The organism is Bacillus sp. RE35 (assembly GCF_052146655.1).
Taxonomy (GTDB): Bacteria; Bacillota; Bacilli; order Bacillales; family Bacillaceae_G; genus Bacillus_A; species Bacillus_A cereus.
Window position 1 is genome coordinate 4,201,290 of record NZ_CP197377.1, and the last position, 17,793, is coordinate 4,219,082.

The following is a 17,793-nucleotide window of genomic DNA, read 5'->3' on the forward strand; positions in this document are numbered from 1 at the left end:
CCGTTACTTTGAACGTTTGTAAAATGGTGTTGGAACAACTACTGCTTTGACGCGTTTATTACGAATTTCAATTTCTACTTCTGTATCAACTGCTGCGTATTTTACATCAATTAGTGCTAAACCAATGCTTTTCTTTAACGTTGGAGATTGTGTACCACTTGTTACTTCCCCAATTTTCTCTTCACCAATAAATACAGGGTAATGCGTACGAGGAATTCCACGTTCGATTACTTCGATGCCGACTAATTTACGAGGCGCACCGTTTTCTTTTTGCTCTTTTAACGTTGCTTTTCCAAAGAAGTCTGCTTCTTTATTTGTTTTTACCGCAAAGCCAATTCCAGCCTCAATCGGTGTAATATCTTTTGATAATTCTTGTCCATAAAGTGGTAATGTTGCTTCGAATCGAAGTGTATCACGAGCACCTAAACCACATGCTTTTAAGCCCTCTTCTGCTCCAACTTCAAGAAGTTTCTCCCAAAGTTTTGCAGCATCTTCACTCTTACAGTAAATTTCGAATCCATCTTCACCTGTGTAACCTGTACGAGATACAAGTGCTGGAATTCCATCTACAAGAATATCGTTTTTAAATTTAAAGAACTTAATTTCTTTCAAATCTTCTGACACAACTTTTTGTAAAATGCCTTCTGCTTTTGGTCCTTGAATTGCAAGCTGTGCAACTTCACTAGAAACATTGACTACTGTCGCATCGCCAATTACATGACTTGCTAACCATTCGTAATCTTTCTCGATATTTGATGCATTGATTACTAATAAATAGTCTTCTTCACCACGTTTGTAGATTAATAAATCATCTACTGTACCACCATTTTCGTAGCACATAGCTGTATATTGTGCGCCCCCTACCTTTAAGGTAGATACGTCATTTGTAACAACACGTTGTAAAAATGCTAAACTATCTACACCTTTTACTTCAACTTCTCCCATATGAGACACATCGAACAAACCTGCAGCTGTACGTACAGCTTCGTGTTCTTCTTTAATGCTTGAAAATTGAACTGGTAATTCCCAACCACCGAAGTCGATTGTTTTCCCACCATACTTCGCGTATACATCAAATAACGGTGTACGTTGTAATGTAATCATGCTCTCTCCCCCTTATGCTTTGACAAATCAATAAAAGTTGCTTCCCTTTTCTAAACATTTTCATTCTGAAAAGATAGGATATACGGAATCTCATTATATTTTTTTATGAAAGCGTAAATAAAAAATCACTTTCTTGGATAAAATACGAAAGATTCCACACATTTCACACCATTATCCTAACATCATTCGCTATATTTCATCAATATTCTAGCATAAAAAATAATTTAGAATTTTTTATGTTAAAACACAATAAATACAGCTTTTGAGATTTAATACTTTATTATTGTCTATCATATAGCCTTTAATAACGATAATTATGCCTTCTTTTAAGGTAAATCATCATACATTAAAAAATAATTACTTTAGTTTATAAAAGGTGGGAGAGTTGTAATGAATGTCGATATTTCCGTAGATCGGACGTGGCAAAACAATTTTTTAAATAGAATTGACGAAGATGGTCCTTGGACAAACTGGGATTTATATCACTTAGCTTATGAAACAGAAAAATCGTTACTTGTTCCTACTTTTGATGGACTACAAGCACCGAAACATTTATCCCATTTCACACCGCTTCCGCATCAATTAGAAGTCGCTGAAAATGTGATTGAACAAATGAATGGTAAAGCGATTCTAGCAGATGAAGTAGGCCTTGGAAAAACAATCGAAGCTGGACTTATTTTGAAAGAATACATGGTCCGCGGGCTCGTGAAAAAGGTACTTATACTTGTCCCAGCTTCTCTCGTATCACAATGGGCATACGAACTGAATACAAAGTTTTTCATTCCCGCTGTAGCACAAAAGAAAAGCTACTCATGGGAACAAGCTGACGTAATTGTATCGTCAATTGATACTGCGAAACGTTCACCACATCGCGATATCGTGTTGAACTTGGAATATGACCTTATTATTATCGATGAAGCACATAAACTGAAAAATAATAAAACAAAAAACTATGAATTTGCACAACGATTAAAAAAGAAGTTTTGTTTATTACTAACCGCTACTCCTGTTCAAAATAAGATTGATGAAATTTTTAACCTTGTTTCTTTATTAAAACCAGGACATTTAGGCAATCAATCCAACTTTGAAGAATATTACGCTTCCAAAAATCGTTCAGCCGAATCAGATGAAGACTTAAAAGCTCTCATTAATAAAGTAATGGTGCGAAATAGACGACATAATACCGGTATCGATTGGCCGAAGAGACATGTACGTACAATTTTTGTTGAGTTTAATGAACAAGAACAAGCTCTATATAATGATATCGAAAATTGGCGAGGACAAGACGCCTTCACATCTGCTTTCTCATCGTTAACGTTAAAACGGGAAGCGTGTAGTAGTCGTGAGGCTGTTTACTATTCATTGAAAAAGCATGTAGAAAAAAGACAGAAAGAAAATGAACATTATATAAAAGATCCACATATCGATGTGCTAATGGACAAAATTAATCATATTCCTTTCAACTCAAAAGCAACTAAAGCTCTAGAGCTTATAAAAGAAATTGACGATAAAGTCGTCATTTTCACGGAATACCGAGCATCACAGATGTACTTACAATGGTTTTTACAACAACACGGTATTTCTTCTGTCCCATTCCGCGGCGGATTTAAACGCGGGAAGAAAGATTGGATGAAGGAACTTTTCCAAAATCGTGCCCAAGTGTTAATTGCAACGGAAGCTGGCGGAGAAGGCATTAACTTACAGTTTTGTAGCCATATGATCAATTATGATTTGCCATGGAATCCAATGCGTCTTGAGCAAAGAATTGGACGTATTCACCGTCTCGGTCAAAAGAATGATGTTCATATTTATAACTTAGCTACAAAGCATACTGTTGAAGAACATATTCTGAAACTGTTATATGAAAAAATCAACTTATTCGAGCGTGTTATCGGTGAACTCGATGAAATTTTAACGAGAATTAATATGAAAAACATCGACGCGCACATTCAAGAAATTTTCGCGCAATCAAAAAGCGAAGGTGAAATTAGAATTAAGATGGAAAACTTAACATCTATAATCGACTTTGCGAAACGAAATGAAGCTGAGGTGCAAGGCTATGCAGCAACATGAAATTCATAATTACTTATACAATTTCTTTGAGGCGAATAACTGTGAAATTTTAGAACGTTCTCCTCATTTATTAGATGTACAGTTAACAATTGAGATGGATAAATTATTAATGAATCGCCCTTTTTATTGGCACTATCTTGAGAAAACAGGAGGCGTACCGAATCCGATGCGCCTTACTCTTATTACAAATCCAGAAAATGAAGAAAATGATGGTGAGCTTATTCACTACGGTTCACCACGTCTACATCAAATTTTCCAAACGACAAAAGAATTAGGCTCTTACATACGTTTATATGAGGATGTAAGACATAATGGGGCAACACATACACCGCTCCACCCTTGGCTCGGTATTAATATAAAAGTTTCCTATCAATGTGATCGAAAAAAAGACATCCTTCACTCGATTGGTATTCATCTCATTTCTGGAACAATGATGGCAAACTTTCATGAAACATTAACAAACATTAAACTTACACCAAAAATACCTGATTTTTGTTTTACGCTCTCGCCCATCATTAAACCTCAAAGTGGTTTACAACGCATAGAAGACGCTTTAAAAAATATAATTGCAGAAGATGACCATACGTGGGCAAAAGAAGCAAGAGTGCGTTGGAATCATGATTTAGACCTTTTAAACCGTTTTTATGAAGAAAGTGACGAACTTCCTGAGAGCTATGAAATTGAAAAACAAGCTCTGCAAGAACAGTATGAACCACGTATTACAGTGCAAATTATTAACGGTGGACTCTTTTATGTTACCGCGAATCATTTTCTATCAAAATAAAGCTCCTTCTGCTTTAGAAGGAGCTTTATTTCGAGTTACTCTCTATCCTCATTACGCTCTTGTTGTTTTTGCTTTGCCATGCGTTTTTGATACGCACGATCCTTCGCGCTCACATGATTTGCATCAGTTGGAAGATTTTCTTTCGAACGTCCAATTCCATTGCTCATCTTTCCCACTCCTTTTTACGTTTTTCAGAATACATGTTTATTTTCAGCTAGAGTTACAATCCTTATACAAAAAAATAAGAGCAGCCATTGGCCACTCTTACTCGCTCACATATTTTTGAAACATATCATGGATGCCTTTATTTACTAGGTTCGAGATCTGCTCGTCAGATTTATTCGGATAACGATCACGCAATCTGATAGATGCCTTCACCATTAAATTTTCTAATACAGAACGGCCACCTTCTCCATAAATAATTTCAGCATATTTAACAAGCCTTCCATCCTCTACTGTTGCTGGATTATGATTGAAGAAAAATTTACTCATTGTCTCCACCTCTCTCTTTTGATAACGTTTACATTTATATAGATTATTTATGTTATTTATTTCACAATATTGTATGCATGTATATTTAATTAGTTTCATTATAAAGCAACATATCGATAGTAAATATGTGATTTTCCGTCCATTTTGTGAACAAATTAAAAATGAAAGCGTTTCCTTTATTATATACTAAAAAAACTTACTACGCTAGGGGCAATTTTTTTCAATCTACTACCCCCTCGAAAATTGATATATTTTTTCTTTTCCCATTAAACCTTATACAATTTTCAGAAATTATATTATAAAATATATGTATGACTTAAGGAGGCTTTGTATGAATCAAAATAAAAAAGCTATATTAGATCTTGTCTTTTATCTCGTAATCCCATTCCTCATTTGGAAATTTGCAAAACCTTATATCGATCCTTATTACGCGATGTTACTTTCCTCTGTTCCGGGGATTATTTATACACTGTATACCTTTAAAAAAGAAAAACAGTTTAACGTGACAGGGTTCTTTATTTTAATTACACTCATTTCTAATACAACGGTAGATTTATTATCTGGGTCAGCTGAACGAATGTTGTGGAATGATGCATATTATCACATCGTACTCGGTATTATCGTCATCTGTACAATTTTCATAAAAAAACCACTCATGTTATATTTCGCTGCGGATATTGCAGCACTGCAAGGGCATGACCGTGATAAAAGTCGTGAACTGTATCGTGATAGTCGTATCTATCCAGCATTGCAATATTTAACGCTCTTTTTCGGTCTACAATTCATATTAAAAAGCTTCTTAAAAATTTATTTCATCTCTGTTTTCGGTGTAGATGGCTACGGTGAAATGAGAGCAATTATGACCGCTGTTGGATGGGGCATTTCTATTTGTATCGGAATTGGATTTGTCTGGGTGAACAATAAAATACATGCCGTTACGGAAGAACAAGAATCCGTGCAGTAAATAAAAATCCCCTAGTATAATACGACACTAGGGGATTTTTGGTTTGCTAAACATATGACTAAAATTCAACTTGATTTTTTTCTTTTACTTTTTACATTTCGGTAAAACAAAGCAGCACTCAGCGGCATAACACCAAACCACTTATTCATAAATGGCTCTTTTTCAGCACGGCGTTGTTCTTTCTTTTGTTTTCGATCTTCTTTTGGAGCATCCATATATGACACAAACTGCTGCGTCACAAAGCGAACATAATCATTAGTAGACATATTATCATCACCTCTACTTGATTAGTATGTCCACTTTTTTATACATTAATCTTTTCCTTTAATTCATTCATAATTTGCTTTACAGACTTATTTGTCGTATCGATATGAATGTGAGCCTCTTCATAATAAGCTCGACGTGATTCAAATTTCGTTACAAATGCATCTATATCTTTCTTTTGAAATAGTGGACGTGTCGTATCTTCACGAAGCCTTTCTGCAATTACGTGCGGATCACAATATAAATACACGACAGTTCCGTTCTCTTTCATCCACTTGCGATTTTCCGCTCGTTCAATAATTCCCCCACCAGTTGTAATAATGACATTATGGACTGGTAGCGCACGTAACATTTCGCTTTCATATTCCCGAAAAGCCGTTTCGCCTTCTTCGGCAAAAATATCACGAATTGCCTTCGCTTGCTTCTCTTCGATTTTTTGATCAGTATCTACAACATCCATTTGAAGTTCTTGACTTAATGCTTTTCCAATTGTTGTTTTCCCTGCTCCCATATAGCCGGTTATGTATATAGATTTCATTTTCTGACCTCTCAATCGTCATTTATTAATTGTTATTATAACGAAAGATGCTACTTTGTTTAATAAAAAACGTTTTGTTCTTATACTATGAAGAACAAAACGTAACACTCGCTTTTACTTATAAGTACCTCTTCTCACCCACTGCGTTGCAATCCATTTCTCGCCTTTCGTTACAGGTGCCCCTCCATGTAACGTAAGCTCATTTAGTGATTGATCTTGATAAAAATACTCAAAGTATACTGCCATTCCTTTTCTAGGATGTACAGAAAGATTTAATTTCGGGAAGTACGTTTCCCCGCCTTCTTCTACATCATTTAAGTACATTACAAGCGTACTAATACGATTGTTAGCAGCTGATCTACTATGTTCCGCAAAATAATCATAGTGTGCTTTATATTGTTGATCCACTTCATAATTTAAAATGTGCAATCCTTCACCATGCGACGCAGGAACATTCATGATAGATGAAATTCGTTTTTCAATCTTTGAAGTAAGTTCATTGTCTTCCAAAAATGCACCGCTACTTGTTCGAATATCATTTACATCACGTGATGAACCAACTTTAGAACGCTTCATTTTATTTTTAGACATTTCAATCAATTCATCACACTCTTCATCACTTAGTACATTTGCTAATACGACAATAAGAGGTTCTTCAAATTTTGAAATAATGTGTATTTCTCTATCTTCTGTCATAATCGTATTTCCTTTATGATCAAAAATAGTTTGTTCCTTATTTTCACCTATTTGATTGTTGTTTGTCATTTCCCTATTCTCCCTAAAAATAATGATTGGATAGCATGAATATATCATATTCTTTCTACCTTTCTCTTTTTTGAGAAAATTTAAACTTTTAATCATTATATTTATCCATTTCTTCTAAAAAATCAATTTAATTTACAATAGGAAACCTTGATTTATTTACATATATTTTACATATTATCCTTCTATCCAATCGACTATTTTCCCATCCTTTTTTCTATACCGAAAACCTACCGTATAGAAAGCTTCCTGTTTGAGTGTGCACTGCAACGTAACGAGAATTAAATCATTTTCAAAGACATAATTTCCACTCGCTTCTCCCTTTTCATACTGAAAGAAAAATGTACCTTCTTTTTCTTTTTGCTGTAAATCTTTTTTTATATCTGTAATAGATCGGTTAAGTAATTCATCCAATAAAAACTTTTGTTCTATTTCTATATAAAATTTTTTATCTGTAAACAACATATTTGTTTCGTATATAAAAAAAGAAGTTAATAAAATAAGAAAGATAATCGTTCCAGGCATTGTAAATCCATTTTGCTTTCTCATACGTTTATTCCTATTTCGCTATATCGCATAACTACACCTTCATATATTTTCCCACTAGTATCTTTCACATTTATAATGAGTACATGAGGTGTTAGTTTGTAAGAAACCGTTCCAATATTTTGTAAAACAACTTCCCTCCCGCGCCTATTTACCTTTCTTATAAGACGACTATTCTCTTTTTCATACGATACTTCACTCCCATTACGCGATCGGAATCGTAAAATACTTTCTCCATTTTCAAATGCTAGCTGTTCTCCAGATGATACTTCACGAAACTCCAATTGCATTTGCCCTAAATACACATCCCACTCCCAATCATTTAACCCTTTCGACTGTTTATTTTCCATTTCAATGAAATGTAGGCGGGGAAAGAGCAAAAAAAATATTGATAATAGAAACAGACATACAATCATTTCTATTAATGAAAAACCAAATTCTAATTTATTTTTTCTCCTACATAAAAGCATTGTTCCATCATTCTGTCTTTCACATCTCTCCACATAGTACAAACTTCATTGCCTCCCCAATATGTGTAATACACAATTCCATTTATATTCTTTTCTATTATTCGCTTGTCTTCATTTCCATACATATATATAGCTGCTTCTTTTTTTAATAATCCAGTTGCCTTATAACGAATTTGTATATTTTTTCTTTCTTGCATAACTAATACTGTTTGCGGTAGTAGTAACGATACAGCCATCATTAAAACACTTAACGATACAATCATTTCAGCCATTATGGATCCTTTTTGACATTTCACGATACGTAAATCTCCCTCTTCCAAGCTGAAATACAATTTCATATTTATAATTTCGATACGAAATTATAATCGTACCACCTCTATTAATATTTCCACTTGGATTATATGTCATCGGATTTGGAAACGTATGCAAATCAATTTGTATATCTTCTTCATACTCTCGCTTGACGATATAATACTTTGTACCTGACTCTTTTATAGCATACATATTTCTATCTTTATGCCAACGTAATGTATAGTGCTTTTGACGGTTTATCGCTAATTGCTGCATATACAAAATATCATTTGAAAACTGTCTCAAAAATTGTTCAACTTTTTGTCGCTCGTATAAGGAATGAACACTAAAATACGTAACTATACTTAATACAGAAATAGCAAATAAAACGAGTAACATTTCTAAAAAAGTAAACCCCTGTTGTTTCACAATGCCCTAATTGATACTGCGCCATCATCTGAAATATGAATAGATTCGCCATTCGGGCACTTATCAGTTGTAATATACTTTTCATCTGTCAGTTCTTTTAACGATGGAATTTTATTATGTTGTAATTGATATACTTGTATTTGCGCTTCTATAGATTTCACGTAAGCTGCACAACCTTTTCCTTGGACCGATGAGCGCTGTGTAACTACATTCGGAATAATTAATAGTAATAATATAGTTATGACAACCATTACTAATAGCATCTCTAACAGAGTAAACCCTTCCTCATTCTGCATACAAATGCCCCCTAAATAGAATTCATCATTTGAAACATCGGCATAATCATCGCTAAGTACATAAGGACAACGATTCCTCCAATACATGTAAATAAAATAGGCTGAATGATAACTAACATATGTTTAATTTTCCGTTCCATCTTTTCCATAATAAGATCGCTATAGTCACCTAATTCAATCCCTAAATTGCCGTTTGCTTGTCCATGCGTAATAACATAAGAAAGTTCTTTCTCGTAATACCCACTTTTAGCAATGATAGATTGTAACTGTTCTCCTCCAATTAATTGTCTTTCAATCCGGCTCGCTTCATATTTAAAGAACGGATGATATCTTTGCTCCATCATTATTGTTAAAGCTTCACATACTGATAGTCCACCATTTAATAAACCACTCAACTGAGTAGCAAAATAATGTGAATGCTTTAAAATAAGAAATGTTTTGATGAGGGGAATACGAAGCATAATTTTTACCTGTCTAATATGTGGAAGTTTCCTAAAATACAACATGTATAAAATACCTCCAATAATAACAGTTAAAATAGCGGTTAAAATAATGTAAGGTAGCAGTTTTATTGCACTTAAAATTTGTTCTGTAAGTAGTGGTGTATTAGAACCGAACGAACTATAAACCATTTCAACCTGAGGTAATAAAATGAGTTTAAAAATAAAGAGCATGATTAGTAGAAAAAACATCAAAAACATAGGATACTGCATTATTTTCATCATGTCTCTCCTATACTTATCTTTCTTATAAAGAAGTGCACTTCCTTGTTGCAAAGCAAAAGAAATATCACCATGTTGCTCGGCATAAAATAAATAACTTAACATGTCCTGATGAAACTTTAACTGATGAAAAGAATCGTGTAGACTTTTCCCATCTTTTAACCCCTCAATCATGCGCTGCAATTGTACTTTCTTTTCTACAGGTAATTGAAACTGTAAAAATTCTAATGCTTGTAAAAGAGAGTAGCCTTTTTCTAATAATTCTCCTAAACGTTTCAATAATACTACTTGATCACTTAAACTCCATGTTTTCTTAAACATAAACATCTTCTTCTAAAAAACCTAAAGCATATCCTTTTCGTATTGACGATTCTAAAGTCTCATGTTTGTAAGTAACACATTCTCCACCAGCTTCTTTAAGCGCTTGTTTTAACTCATATCCATATAGTAGCTCATATATGCTAGCCTGCCTTACTTGCCTCATTGATTTACATAAAGTTGAGCACTTTCCTCTGCAAAACGGACACTTCAATTCGACAAGTCGCTGTGCAGCTACAGCCAATAAAGACTGTTCAATCTCTTGCCTCGTTATACCATAATCCATGAAGCGAATGATTGCTCCTTTCGCATCATTCGTATGCAGTGTTGTCATTACTAAATGTCCTGTCAAACTTGCTCTTATAGCTATTTTTGCTGTTTCTTCATCACGGATTTCACCGACTAAAATAATATCTGGATCATGACGTAAAATAGCCTTTAATCCTGTTTCATATGTGAGACCCGCTTTTTCATTTATTTGAATTTGTAATACATCGTCACTTCTTTTTTCAACCGGATCTTCAAGTGTAATGATGCGACGTGTTTTCTTTTTTCTAATTACCTCTAATAATGCATACATTGTCGTCGTCTTCCCAGATCCAGTCGGTCCAGTAAACACAAGTAGCCCCTGTGAATAGCGTAAAAACGAGAGTAGTTTTGCTGCCGTACTTGGAAATAACGAAAGATGTGATAAGGGCTGAACAGATGCTTGTAAATGAAGGCGAATAACGAGACTTTCTTGATATACTGTTGGAAGTGTTGAAAGGCGTAAATACACTTCTTGTCCATCAATTTGCAAATACAACGAACCATTCTGTGGCTTCCGTTTCTCGCCTATGTCCATAGATGCTAAAAATTTGAAATGTGAGACAAGTTTTTCTCCAAATTCCTTTTCAATACACTGTCTCGTCATTAAATCTTTTCCTATACGTAGTTGAACCGCTACATCCTTCTGCCGGGGCACAATATGTAAATCTGACGCTTGTACCCTACACGCTTCTTTTAAAATTGCATTCGCAAAAATTTCAATCCCATTCATCACTTTTCCCTCCTCACTATGTATATAGCATGAAAACATGCGCAATAAAAATTTGGACTTTTGTATTTTCAATAGAGGAAAAAGGAAAAATATGTTTGTGAAATTATGAACAATTTCCGAATTATTGTCTGAAATTACCTATACTCATGTTTATCTGTATTATAATGTTATTATCTTGGATAAAGTGATAAAGGTGGAGATCCTCATGGAACAAGCTTTAAAAATTACAGGTGTATTATCTGACCCAACTCGTTATTACATTTATAAATATATTTCGCAAAAACATAGTTACGTAACGGTACAAGAAATTGCAGATGAGTTTGACATTCATCCAAACGTAGCGCGTTTACATTTATCTAAATTAGAAGATGTTCATATGCTAAAATCGGAAACGAAGAAAACTGGAAAAGGCGGACGACCGAGCAGATTGTATGTCTTATCTGAAGATGTTATCCAATTACAATTTCCATTCCGTGATTATCAATTGTTAGCAAGAATCGCATTTAATTCTTTACTTAGTCTTGGTGCTGCTGGTGAGAAAGCGCTATACGAAACAGGAAAACAATTCGGAGCTGAATTAATGCAACAACATATGCAACGTTTAAATGTGAGTGAAGATGCTTTAACAGTGGAACAAAAAGTTCAAATTGCAAAAGAAGCTTTCTCAACAGCTGGCTTATCACCTGCATTTGAATTAAGTGCAGATGGAACAAAAATTTTCTATGATGTACACAATTGTCCATTTAAAGAAGTTGCTGTTCATCATCCAACTGAAATTTGTAACATGCACGGAGATATGATGAAAGGGATTTTTGAAATCCTATTCCCTAACATGGAATTAACTCGAAATGATAGTCTATTAGATGGATGTAAATCTTGTAATTATAAACTAACAATTTAATTTTTCATATAAAAAGAAGCCAATAATAATTGGCTTCTTTTTATATGAACGAATATTTACAATAGTAAGAAAAATAAACTATAATGAGGTGAGGTTTACTTTTTTTAGAAAAGGAGGGAGATGGCATGGAGCGCATGTTTCGCGTTCTCGGCTTTTGGACTGGAATTTTCTCGGTTATGTTTTACGTAGGGGATATGCAACCGGCCGCACTACTATTTTTAGGACAAACAGGTTTCTTCGTACTTTTAAGCTATTTAAAATTAACAGAGCGTATGTATATATACGTATTTGGGGCATATTTAACTGTTTTCTTCATAGGATTTACATACTACACGACATTCTTACTTGTGCCTGGGGCTGGACATTAAAAGATGGCATTTTGCCATCTTTTTTTTAATTCCGGAATTTCCTAGTTGACTTATAGGTTTTATTACCTTATATTCTATATAACAGATTGGAATTAGGGGGAATCAACATGAATACACTGCTTGTCGGAATTAACGTTGCAGTCATGCTCATCTTAGTTGGCGTATTATATTATATGCAACGTAAGCATGTATCTTTTAATAAACGTGTATTTACCGCTTTAGGAGTCGGAATTTTATTCGGTCTTATATTACAATTTATTTATGAGCCAACTTCTAAAGTAATTATTGAATCAAATACTTGGTTTGGCTTAATCGGTAACGGTTATGTAAAATTACTTCAAATGATCGTTATGCCACTTATTTTAGTATCTATTATTTCAGCATTTACAAAATTACAGTTAACGAAAAACCTTGGTAAAATTAGTGGCCTTATTATCGGTATTTTAATTCTTACTACAGGAATCGCTGCAGCTGTCGGTATCGCTGCAAGTGCAGGATTTGATGTATCTGCAACCGGCCTACAACAAGGTGATGCAGAATCTGCTCGTCTGAAACTAGTTGAAGAAAGATTTACTTCTATTGAAAAGACAACAATTCCAGATAAATTATTAGAGCTATTACCTACAAATCCGTTTCTTGATTTAACAGGCGCTCGTCCAACATCAACAATTTCTGTCGTAATATTTGCAGCCTTTATCGGCATTGCCTTTATAGGTGTAAAACGAAAATATCCAGAACAAGCAGAGCTATTTAAGAAGATGCTTGATGCTGTATATGCAATCGTAATGCGTATGGTAACATTAATTTTACGCCTTACTCCATACGGCGTATTAGCTCTTATGGCAAAAACAGTTGCTGGTAGCGACATAAATGCTATTTTAAAACTTGGCAACTTCGTGTTAGCGTCTTACGTAGCACTTATCGTAATGTTCGTTATCCACTTATTATTAATTGCGCTATCTGGTTTAAATCCAATTCAATATTTAAAAAAGGTGTTCCCTGTATTAACATTTGCATTCACATCTCGCTCTAGTGCTGGTGCGATGCCATTAAATATTGAAGCGCAAAAAGAAAAGCTTGGTATTTCCGAAGGAATTGCAAACTTCGCAGCTTCATTTGGGGTATCTATCGGACAAAACGGTTGCGCAGGTATTTATCCAGCAATGCTTGCAATGATGGTCGCTCCAACTGTAGGAATTGATCCATTACAACCACAATTTATTTTAACTTTAATCGCTGTTGTTGCTATTAGCTCATTCGGTGTTGCCGGAGTTGGTGGCGGCGCAACATTCGCAGCTTTAATCGTACTATCTACAATGAACTTACCAATCGGTATTGTTGCTCTAGTTATCTCGGTTGAGCCATTAATCGATATGGGGCGTACAGCTCTTAACGTAAGTGGCTCTATGACAGCAGGTCTTATTTCAAGTAAATGGCTTGGTGAATTAGATCAAGATACGTACAATCAAGATGATACAAAAACTGGTGAAATTGCTTCATAATGAAAAAAGACGCTAACATACAATTGTTAGCGTCTTTTTTATTCCGTCCCCTCTTTATAGATTTTATCTTGAGAATTATCACTCTAAGTATTCTTCTAGTTGCTCTTTTAACTCTTCCTCAATCTCATAACAAGATTCATCAGCGAGTTCCCCTACTTTCTTACTCCCCAAAATGTTTGATTGAATTGGCATTCCTAAAAAGATTCTTTCACATTTCCAAATTGGAATATTATGAAATCCAATCAGCTCTTTTTCTTCATCTAATATAGCTATAGCAACTGATGAATAATAACCCACCTCAAAGGGATTCTCTTTTTCTCTTGCAAATCCCATATCTAATTCCATGTGTTTTTCTATGTATAAATGTGAATACTCTTTATGCAGTTTAAGTGATATTCGCTCTATTTCCTTCTCCATACATTGAATGTTCTCTTTTAACTCCAACGTAAACTCCTGTTCTTTATATTTCATTTTCGCCTCCTTAAACATAGAAAAAGAGAATACAATAACATATCCTCTTTCCTCAAATATATTTCATTATCTCACAGCCCGTCCTTTTCACAAATAACCATTTTGTTCGCACCATTTATGAAATTGTCCTACGTCTACTCCAACTAACACGATATCCTTTAGCTCTACATCAATGACTTGTTCTCCAATTACAATAGCAAACTGCGATGCTAATTTTGTCTCATTTTTCTTTACAATTCCAATTCGGTTCCGATGCGGTCCATCTTTTATATATGCTTTTTGTCCTACAATATCAAAGTTCAAAATTCTCACCTCTTTTACTGCGCTCAAATTGGAAATACGATCTCCACCTCGGAAAATTTCCTTTCATTGCACTATTTCTCTATATATATGACGAAACAATAAAAGAGTCCTTCCTTCTTTACAATTATTTTTTCTTTGTTTCATTTTTGTGATTGAAACGTAAAGTTTATAATAAAATACACTTGGAAGCGCTTTCTATGTAATTTTTTATGTTATAATATATAAGTAGAACTTCGTAAAGAGGGTTAAAAAATGAATACAAAAATGATTAAAAAAGTAATTGAAGCATTAAAAGTATATGGCTTTCAGGATGTATCATTCTGTGACAAAACGAGGCAATTTTTATTTCATAACGAAACCGATATTATGAGCGGCTATGCAGAAATAACATATAGTAGTCAATTTGAAAAATTCAACGTACAAATTCATCCAATTGAAACACATCACCAAGCAGAGTTACAAGAGATTGAAAGACATATACAAGCTTGTATAAGAAAAGTGGAATATTTAAACGCACTTCTTACCGGGCAGACAAAACTAGATGATAAAATTATTATTATGTAAAAAAAGAACGTGATCCAATCACGTTCTTTTTTCATTATACGTTCATCTTTTCCTTTAGTTGTAATCCTGTAACAGATTCTAATACATCCATCGATTCTCCAAATGTCATATCAAAAATTGTCTTGTCCTCTATGTATGGAAACTGTCTGAAACGCTTTTCTAACACCTTCACAGCATCTGATGTAAAGTTTGCACTATCAATGCCAAATTCTGTTTCAAGAAGAACGATCCAATCTAACACATGAAAACCTAATCCATTGACGAATGAAATCAATTTTTCTTCTGGGTTTGAAGATAAGAATACTTGGCGTTCCATCTCACTAAAAAGTTCTTCTCCTAAGATTTCAGCTAACTCATCATCATGTTCACGTTCAACAAGTTCTTCGTAGCCGTAATCATCCACAAGCTCTTCTACTTCTTCACTATCCTGACAAAGCAATTGACTAAGAAGTGCCTCTTTCTTAAATTCACTATTTTGTACGACTTCTAAAAAGCTCGTTTCCCATCCATTTTCTAATTTCATATTATGTACTCCTTTATATACGTTTCTTATCATCACTGTACCCAAAAGATCACTTTTATAACCTTTTAGGTAGTTACTATTATTTCATATGATTCATAACATAAGATGCAAACTCAGCTACATCTCCTTCAAAAATATTTATTTCTGGCAAGTGATAGAACGTTGTTTGGAGCGGGCTTCCTGCATGATATACATATATCGTTTTCTCTAGTGCAATCGCCATTCCAAACTCTGTATGGCTCCCATTTCCGCCATCTAATATAAGTAAAAATACATCCGCTTCTTTTACAGCATTTTGTTCTGCCTGACCAATTTCTCTTAATTGTTCTTCATTTGCTGCTTTTTCGTTTTTGGTCCAATCATATGTATGGTGCCATCCTGCATGTTTCAGTTCATTTGCTACGGAACGTACAAGATGTTTATTTTGGAAACCTGAGGCGATATAAAAATTCATTTATATACACTCCTTCATTATGTATAGGGAAACTCCTTTTTAGCGTTATTTGTTATAGCTACAATAAAGAACAACTTCAAAAAAAATCCCCATCTTTAAAACTTATTTGCGTTTAAATGATGGGATGCTTCATGGTCTTCTTTTATTTTTTGTTTTTTATAACTTTCATCAGCTAACATTTCTAGTTCAGCTGTTATCTCCGACTTTTCAAGCTCTCTTTCTTGCGAAAATTTCCTTGAAATATAAACAATAACACTACCAACGTACAACACAAAGCATATAATAAGTGCAGTATTTTCATAGAGACTTAGCTCCAACACAGTCACTCCTAATCCATTCGTATTTTCACGCCTCATTAATTGGAATTTCCCTATTAACCCATTTGTTATCCCGCTATTTGAGGGCAGTAAGACTCCCTCCTCAAAATTCAGTAACAGTAAAGAAGTTAGATGTGGGATGCACCCAACTGATTAAAGTTTCACTTTATTGTAACATAAAAATATCAATTCTTGGAATCTTTCACCCTACTAAAAGAGGCATGATTATTTCATCATGCCTCTGAAATATTTTGAATGATTGTTTTAATTGCTTCTTTTCCATTATATTTTTTTAGTGCTGTTTTATACTTCTCATTATTTTGATTTAATTCTTCGACATACTTTATAAGAGATTTTACATTTACATCTTCTTCATATAATACGGAGGCATATCCTTGTCTTTCAAAGGACTCTGCATTTAATATTTGATCTCCACGGCTTGCAAATTTCGATAATGGAATTAAAACCATCGGCTTTTGTAATGTTAAAAATTCAAAAATTGCGTTGGAGCCCGCGCGTGAAATAACAAAATCTGTTACCGCTAATATATCTGGCAGTTCTCCATGTACATATTCAAATTGTCTATATCCTTCTTTATTTTGTAAACTTTCATCAAGGTTACCTTTTCCGCAAAGGTGAACAATTTGATACTTTTTAAGAAGTTCTGGTAATGCTTCTCGAGCCGTATCATTAATTTTTTTCGCGCCCAAGCTGCCTCCCATAATCGTAATAACTGGCTTTTTACGTGAAAAACCTAAAAACGCTAAACCTTTTTCACGATTTCCCTTCAGCACTTCTTCACGTACAGGAGACCCCGTATATATTACTTTTTCTTTCGGTAAATGTTTCGCTGCTTCTTCAAATGTAACAAATATTTTCGAAGCAAAACGAAGCGCAATTTTATTTGCTAGTCCTGGCGTCATATCAGATTCATGTAATAAAACTGGTACTCTATTTAGCCATCCGCCAATTACGACTGGTACAGATACGAAACCGCCTTTTGAAAAAATCACATCTGGTTTTAGTTTTCGAATTCTTACATACGCATCCATAACACCCTTCATTACAAGAAAAGGATCTTTTATATTTTTTAAATCAAAATAACGACGTAGCTTTCCACTCGAAATACTATAGTAGGGAATGCCTTCCTTTTCTATAATCGTTTTCTCAATACCTTGGTGAGAACCAATATAAGAGATATCCCAGTTGTCTTCCTGTAAATATGGGATAATGGCTAAATTAGGTGTTACATGTCCTGCCGAACCGCCACCTGTAAAGACTATTTTCTTCATACGTCT

Annotated in this window: 27 protein-coding genes; 8 read left to right on the forward strand and 19 right to left on the reverse strand. The window is 34.2% G+C overall.

Going from position 1 to position 17,793, the window contains the following annotated elements; translation table 11 throughout:
- Positions 1 to 3: 3 nt before the first annotated feature.
- Positions 4 to 1,104, reverse strand: a complete 1,101-nt coding sequence (gcvT, locus tag ACTL4X_RS21420; RefSeq protein ID WP_000631769.1) for a glycine cleavage system aminomethyltransferase GcvT — start codon at positions 1,102 to 1,104, stop codon at positions 4 to 6.
- Positions 1,105 to 1,494: 390 nt separating this feature from the next.
- Here gcvT and ACTL4X_RS21425 point away from each other — a divergent pair, with 390 nt between their 5' ends.
- The gene (locus tag ACTL4X_RS21425; protein WP_001100031.1) at positions 1,495 to 3,177 is read left to right on the forward strand and encodes a DEAD/DEAH box helicase; all 1,683 of its coding nucleotides are present in this window, start codon (positions 1,495 to 1,497) and stop codon (positions 3,175 to 3,177) included.
- Entirely contained in the window at positions 3,164 to 3,961 is a 798-nt protein-coding gene (locus ACTL4X_RS21430) for a YqhG family protein (protein WP_001183964.1), read from the forward strand. Before ACTL4X_RS21425 ends, ACTL4X_RS21430 begins: the two co-directional genes overlap by 14 nt.
- Positions 3,962 to 3,996: 35 nt before the next feature.
- Here ACTL4X_RS21430 and ACTL4X_RS21435 read toward each other — a convergent pair whose 3' ends face one another.
- Both ACTL4X_RS21435 and ACTL4X_RS21440 read right to left on the reverse strand, forming a co-directional pair.
- Complete coding sequence (locus tag ACTL4X_RS21435) at positions 3,997 to 4,128, reverse strand: hypothetical protein (protein WP_000064668.1); 132 nt, start codon at positions 4,126 to 4,128, stop codon at positions 3,997 to 3,999.
- Between the two features lie 97 nt (positions 4,129 to 4,225).
- A complete protein-coding gene (locus ACTL4X_RS21440) occupies positions 4,226 to 4,453 on the reverse strand; it encodes a hypothetical protein (protein WP_000032702.1) in 228 nt (75 codons plus the stop codon).
- A 73-nt stretch (positions 4,454 to 4,526) separates the two neighbouring features.
- On the opposite strand from ACTL4X_RS21440, the gene ACTL4X_RS21445 reads away from it, so the two are divergent.
- On the forward strand, positions 4,527 to 4,643 hold the full coding sequence (locus ACTL4X_RS21445; RefSeq protein ID WP_001987222.1) for a hypothetical protein: 117 nt from the start codon (positions 4,527 to 4,529) through the stop codon (positions 4,641 to 4,643).
- Positions 4,644 to 4,784: 141 nt separating this feature from the next.
- Positions 4,785 to 5,417: a VC0807 family protein gene (locus tag ACTL4X_RS21450; protein ID WP_001073111.1), complete on the forward strand. Its 633-nt coding sequence runs from the start codon at positions 4,785 to 4,787 to the stop codon at positions 5,415 to 5,417.
- A gap of 65 nt (positions 5,418 to 5,482) precedes the next feature.
- Here the strand turns inward: ACTL4X_RS21450 and ACTL4X_RS21455 are convergent, their stop codons facing one another.
- The 10 genes from ACTL4X_RS21455 to comGA all read right to left on the reverse strand — a co-directional run bounded on the left by ACTL4X_RS21455 (position 5,483) and on the right by comGA (position 11,092).
- Complete coding sequence (locus ACTL4X_RS21455; RefSeq protein WP_000106083.1) at positions 5,483 to 5,683, reverse strand: YqzE family protein; 201 nt, start codon at positions 5,681 to 5,683, stop codon at positions 5,483 to 5,485.
- Positions 5,684 to 5,721: 38 nt separating this feature from the next.
- Positions 5,722 to 6,219 (reverse strand): shikimate kinase, encoded by a 498-nt coding sequence (locus tag ACTL4X_RS21460; RefSeq protein ID WP_000836659.1) that lies wholly within the window; start codon positions 6,217 to 6,219, stop codon positions 5,722 to 5,724.
- A 114-nt stretch (positions 6,220 to 6,333) separates the two neighbouring features.
- Positions 6,334 to 6,984: a 2OG-Fe(II) oxygenase gene (locus ACTL4X_RS21465; protein WP_000183863.1), complete on the reverse strand. Its 651-nt coding sequence runs from the start codon at positions 6,982 to 6,984 to the stop codon at positions 6,334 to 6,336.
- 174 nt (positions 6,985 to 7,158) lie between these two features.
- Positions 7,159 to 7,530 (reverse strand): competence type IV pilus minor pilin ComGG, encoded by a 372-nt coding sequence (comGG, locus tag ACTL4X_RS21470; RefSeq protein ID WP_001231316.1) that lies wholly within the window; start codon positions 7,528 to 7,530, stop codon positions 7,159 to 7,161.
- Positions 7,527 to 7,997 (reverse strand): competence type IV pilus minor pilin ComGF, encoded by a 471-nt coding sequence (comGF, locus tag ACTL4X_RS21475; RefSeq protein WP_000923101.1) that lies wholly within the window; start codon positions 7,995 to 7,997, stop codon positions 7,527 to 7,529. The genes comGG and comGF overlap by 4 nt, the downstream gene beginning before the upstream one ends.
- A complete protein-coding gene (locus ACTL4X_RS21480) occupies positions 7,967 to 8,269 on the reverse strand; it encodes a hypothetical protein (protein WP_000829468.1) in 303 nt (100 codons plus the stop codon). The genes comGF and ACTL4X_RS21480 overlap by 31 nt, the downstream gene beginning before the upstream one ends.
- Positions 8,262 to 8,717 carry a competence type IV pilus minor pilin ComGD gene (gene comGD / locus ACTL4X_RS21485; protein ID WP_000813141.1) on the reverse strand — a complete coding sequence of 152 codons (456 nt, stop codon included), beginning with the start codon at positions 8,715 to 8,717 and terminating at the stop codon, positions 8,262 to 8,264. The genes ACTL4X_RS21480 and comGD overlap by 8 nt, the downstream gene beginning before the upstream one ends.
- Positions 8,714 to 9,013, reverse strand: coding sequence for a competence type IV pilus major pilin ComGC (gene comGC, locus ACTL4X_RS21490; protein WP_001178687.1), 300 nt, complete (start codon positions 9,011 to 9,013; stop codon positions 8,714 to 8,716). Before comGC ends, comGD begins: the two co-directional genes overlap by 4 nt.
- A gap of 11 nt (positions 9,014 to 9,024) precedes the next feature.
- Positions 9,025 to 10,056, reverse strand: coding sequence for a competence type IV pilus assembly protein ComGB (comGB, locus tag ACTL4X_RS21495; protein WP_000475187.1), 1,032 nt, complete (start codon positions 10,054 to 10,056; stop codon positions 9,025 to 9,027).
- A complete protein-coding gene (gene comGA, locus ACTL4X_RS21500) occupies positions 10,049 to 11,092 on the reverse strand; it encodes a competence type IV pilus ATPase ComGA (RefSeq protein WP_001013170.1) in 1,044 nt (347 codons plus the stop codon). Before comGA ends, comGB begins: the two co-directional genes overlap by 8 nt.
- 205 nt (positions 11,093 to 11,297) lie before the next feature.
- On the opposite strand from comGA, the gene ACTL4X_RS21505 reads away from it, so the two are divergent.
- The 3 genes from ACTL4X_RS21505 (at position 11,298) to ACTL4X_RS21515 (ending at position 13,863) form a co-directional block, all read left to right on the forward strand.
- Complete coding sequence (locus ACTL4X_RS21505) at positions 11,298 to 11,993, forward strand: helix-turn-helix transcriptional regulator (protein ID WP_000434125.1); 696 nt, start codon at positions 11,298 to 11,300, stop codon at positions 11,991 to 11,993.
- A gap of 125 nt (positions 11,994 to 12,118) precedes the next feature.
- Positions 12,119 to 12,361: a DUF2626 domain-containing protein gene (locus tag ACTL4X_RS21510; protein WP_000440716.1), complete on the forward strand. Its 243-nt coding sequence runs from the start codon at positions 12,119 to 12,121 to the stop codon at positions 12,359 to 12,361.
- Between the two features lie 107 nt (positions 12,362 to 12,468).
- Positions 12,469 to 13,863, forward strand: coding sequence for an L-cystine transporter (locus tag ACTL4X_RS21515; protein ID WP_001094345.1), 1,395 nt, complete (start codon positions 12,469 to 12,471; stop codon positions 13,861 to 13,863).
- Between the two features lie 78 nt (positions 13,864 to 13,941).
- Here ACTL4X_RS21515 and ACTL4X_RS21520 read toward each other — a convergent pair whose 3' ends face one another.
- Both ACTL4X_RS21520 and ACTL4X_RS21525 read right to left on the reverse strand, forming a co-directional pair.
- Complete coding sequence (locus tag ACTL4X_RS21520; protein ID WP_000875394.1) at positions 13,942 to 14,334, reverse strand: hypothetical protein; 393 nt, start codon at positions 14,332 to 14,334, stop codon at positions 13,942 to 13,944.
- An 87-nt stretch (positions 14,335 to 14,421) separates the two neighbouring features.
- Positions 14,422 to 14,637, reverse strand: coding sequence for a DUF3912 family protein (locus ACTL4X_RS21525; protein ID WP_001008327.1), 216 nt, complete (start codon positions 14,635 to 14,637; stop codon positions 14,422 to 14,424).
- 252 nt (positions 14,638 to 14,889) lie between these two features.
- Here ACTL4X_RS21525 and ACTL4X_RS21530 point away from each other — a divergent pair, with 252 nt between their 5' ends.
- On the forward strand, positions 14,890 to 15,201 hold the full coding sequence (locus tag ACTL4X_RS21530) for a hypothetical protein (RefSeq protein ID WP_001093239.1): 312 nt from the start codon (positions 14,890 to 14,892) through the stop codon (positions 15,199 to 15,201).
- 34 nt (positions 15,202 to 15,235) lie between these two features.
- Here the strand turns inward: ACTL4X_RS21530 and ACTL4X_RS21535 are convergent, their stop codons facing one another.
- The 4 genes from ACTL4X_RS21535 to murG form a co-directional block, all read right to left on the reverse strand.
- Entirely contained in the window at positions 15,236 to 15,724 is a 489-nt protein-coding gene (locus ACTL4X_RS21535; RefSeq protein WP_000764267.1) for a hypothetical protein, read from the reverse strand.
- A 79-nt stretch (positions 15,725 to 15,803) separates the two neighbouring features.
- Positions 15,804 to 16,178 carry a nucleoside 2-deoxyribosyltransferase gene (locus tag ACTL4X_RS21540; RefSeq protein ID WP_001012342.1) on the reverse strand — a complete coding sequence of 125 codons (375 nt, stop codon included), beginning with the start codon at positions 16,176 to 16,178 and terminating at the stop codon, positions 15,804 to 15,806.
- A 95-nt stretch (positions 16,179 to 16,273) separates the two neighbouring features.
- Entirely contained in the window at positions 16,274 to 16,534 is a 261-nt protein-coding gene (locus ACTL4X_RS21545; protein WP_001250699.1) for a DUF3966 domain-containing protein, read from the reverse strand.
- Between the two features lie 194 nt (positions 16,535 to 16,728).
- On the reverse strand, positions 16,729 to 17,787 hold the full coding sequence (murG, locus tag ACTL4X_RS21550; protein ID WP_000724776.1) for an undecaprenyldiphospho-muramoylpentapeptide beta-N-acetylglucosaminyltransferase: 1,059 nt from the start codon (positions 17,785 to 17,787) through the stop codon (positions 16,729 to 16,731).
- Between the last annotated feature and the right edge of the window lie 6 nt (positions 17,788 to 17,793).

What these genes read in the sequence shown, in the direction of transcription:
- gcvT (WP_000631769.1), bottom strand. Translation starts at nt 1,104, where the DNA reads ATGATTACATTACAACGTACACCGTTATTTGATGTATACGCGAAGTAT.
- ACTL4X_RS21425 (WP_001100031.1), top strand. Translation starts at nt 1,495, where the DNA reads ATGAATGTCGATATTTCCGTAGATCGGACGTGGCAAAACAATTTTTTA.
- ACTL4X_RS21430 (WP_001183964.1), top strand. Translation starts at nt 3,164, where the DNA reads ATGCAGCAACATGAAATTCATAATTACTTATACAATTTCTTTGAGGCG.
- ACTL4X_RS21435 (WP_000064668.1), bottom strand. Translation starts at nt 4,128, where the DNA reads ATGAGCAATGGAATTGGACGTTCGAAAGAAAATCTTCCAACTGATGCA.
- ACTL4X_RS21440 (WP_000032702.1), bottom strand. Translation starts at nt 4,453, where the DNA reads ATGAGTAAATTTTTCTTCAATCATAATCCAGCAACAGTAGAGGATGGA.
- ACTL4X_RS21445 (WP_001987222.1), top strand. Translation starts at nt 4,527, where the DNA reads ATGCATGTATATTTAATTAGTTTCATTATAAAGCAACATATCGATAGT.
- ACTL4X_RS21450 (WP_001073111.1), top strand. Translation starts at nt 4,785, where the DNA reads ATGAATCAAAATAAAAAAGCTATATTAGATCTTGTCTTTTATCTCGTA.
- ACTL4X_RS21455 (WP_000106083.1), bottom strand. Translation starts at nt 5,683, where the DNA reads ATGTCTACTAATGATTATGTTCGCTTTGTGACGCAGCAGTTTGTGTCA.
- ACTL4X_RS21460 (WP_000836659.1), bottom strand. Translation starts at nt 6,219, where the DNA reads ATGAAATCTATATACATAACCGGCTATATGGGAGCAGGGAAAACAACA.
- ACTL4X_RS21465 (WP_000183863.1), bottom strand. Translation starts at nt 6,984, where the DNA reads ATGACAAACAACAATCAAATAGGTGAAAATAAGGAACAAACTATTTTT.
- comGG (WP_001231316.1), bottom strand. Translation starts at nt 7,530, where the DNA reads ATGAGAAAGCAAAATGGATTTACAATGCCTGGAACGATTATCTTTCTT.
- comGF (WP_000923101.1), bottom strand. Translation starts at nt 7,997, where the DNA reads ATGCTTTTATGTAGGAGAAAAAATAAATTAGAATTTGGTTTTTCATTA.
- ACTL4X_RS21480 (WP_000829468.1), bottom strand. Translation starts at nt 8,269, where the DNA reads ATGGCTGAAATGATTGTATCGTTAAGTGTTTTAATGATGGCTGTATCG.
- comGC (WP_001178687.1), bottom strand. Translation starts at nt 9,013, where the DNA reads ATGCAGAATGAGGAAGGGTTTACTCTGTTAGAGATGCTATTAGTAATG.
- comGB (WP_000475187.1), bottom strand. Translation starts at nt 10,056, where the DNA reads ATGTTTAAGAAAACATGGAGTTTAAGTGATCAAGTAGTATTATTGAAA.
- comGA (WP_001013170.1), bottom strand. Translation starts at nt 11,092, where the DNA reads ATGAATGGGATTGAAATTTTTGCGAATGCAATTTTAAAAGAAGCGTGT.
- ACTL4X_RS21505 (WP_000434125.1), top strand. Translation starts at nt 11,298, where the DNA reads ATGGAACAAGCTTTAAAAATTACAGGTGTATTATCTGACCCAACTCGT.
- ACTL4X_RS21510 (WP_000440716.1), top strand. Translation starts at nt 12,119, where the DNA reads ATGGAGCGCATGTTTCGCGTTCTCGGCTTTTGGACTGGAATTTTCTCG.
- ACTL4X_RS21515 (WP_001094345.1), top strand. Translation starts at nt 12,469, where the DNA reads ATGAATACACTGCTTGTCGGAATTAACGTTGCAGTCATGCTCATCTTA.
- ACTL4X_RS21520 (WP_000875394.1), bottom strand. Translation starts at nt 14,334, where the DNA reads ATGAAATATAAAGAACAGGAGTTTACGTTGGAGTTAAAAGAGAACATT.
- ACTL4X_RS21530 (WP_001093239.1), top strand. Translation starts at nt 14,890, where the DNA reads ATGAATACAAAAATGATTAAAAAAGTAATTGAAGCATTAAAAGTATAT.
- ACTL4X_RS21535 (WP_000764267.1), bottom strand. Translation starts at nt 15,724, where the DNA reads ATGAAATTAGAAAATGGATGGGAAACGAGCTTTTTAGAAGTCGTACAA.
- ACTL4X_RS21540 (WP_001012342.1), bottom strand. Translation starts at nt 16,178, where the DNA reads ATGAATTTTTATATCGCCTCAGGTTTCCAAAATAAACATCTTGTACGT.
- ACTL4X_RS21545 (WP_001250699.1), bottom strand. Translation starts at nt 16,534, where the DNA reads ATGAGGCGTGAAAATACGAATGGATTAGGAGTGACTGTGTTGGAGCTA.
- murG (WP_000724776.1), bottom strand. Translation starts at nt 17,787, where the DNA reads ATGAAGAAAATAGTCTTTACAGGTGGCGGTTCGGCAGGACATGTAACA.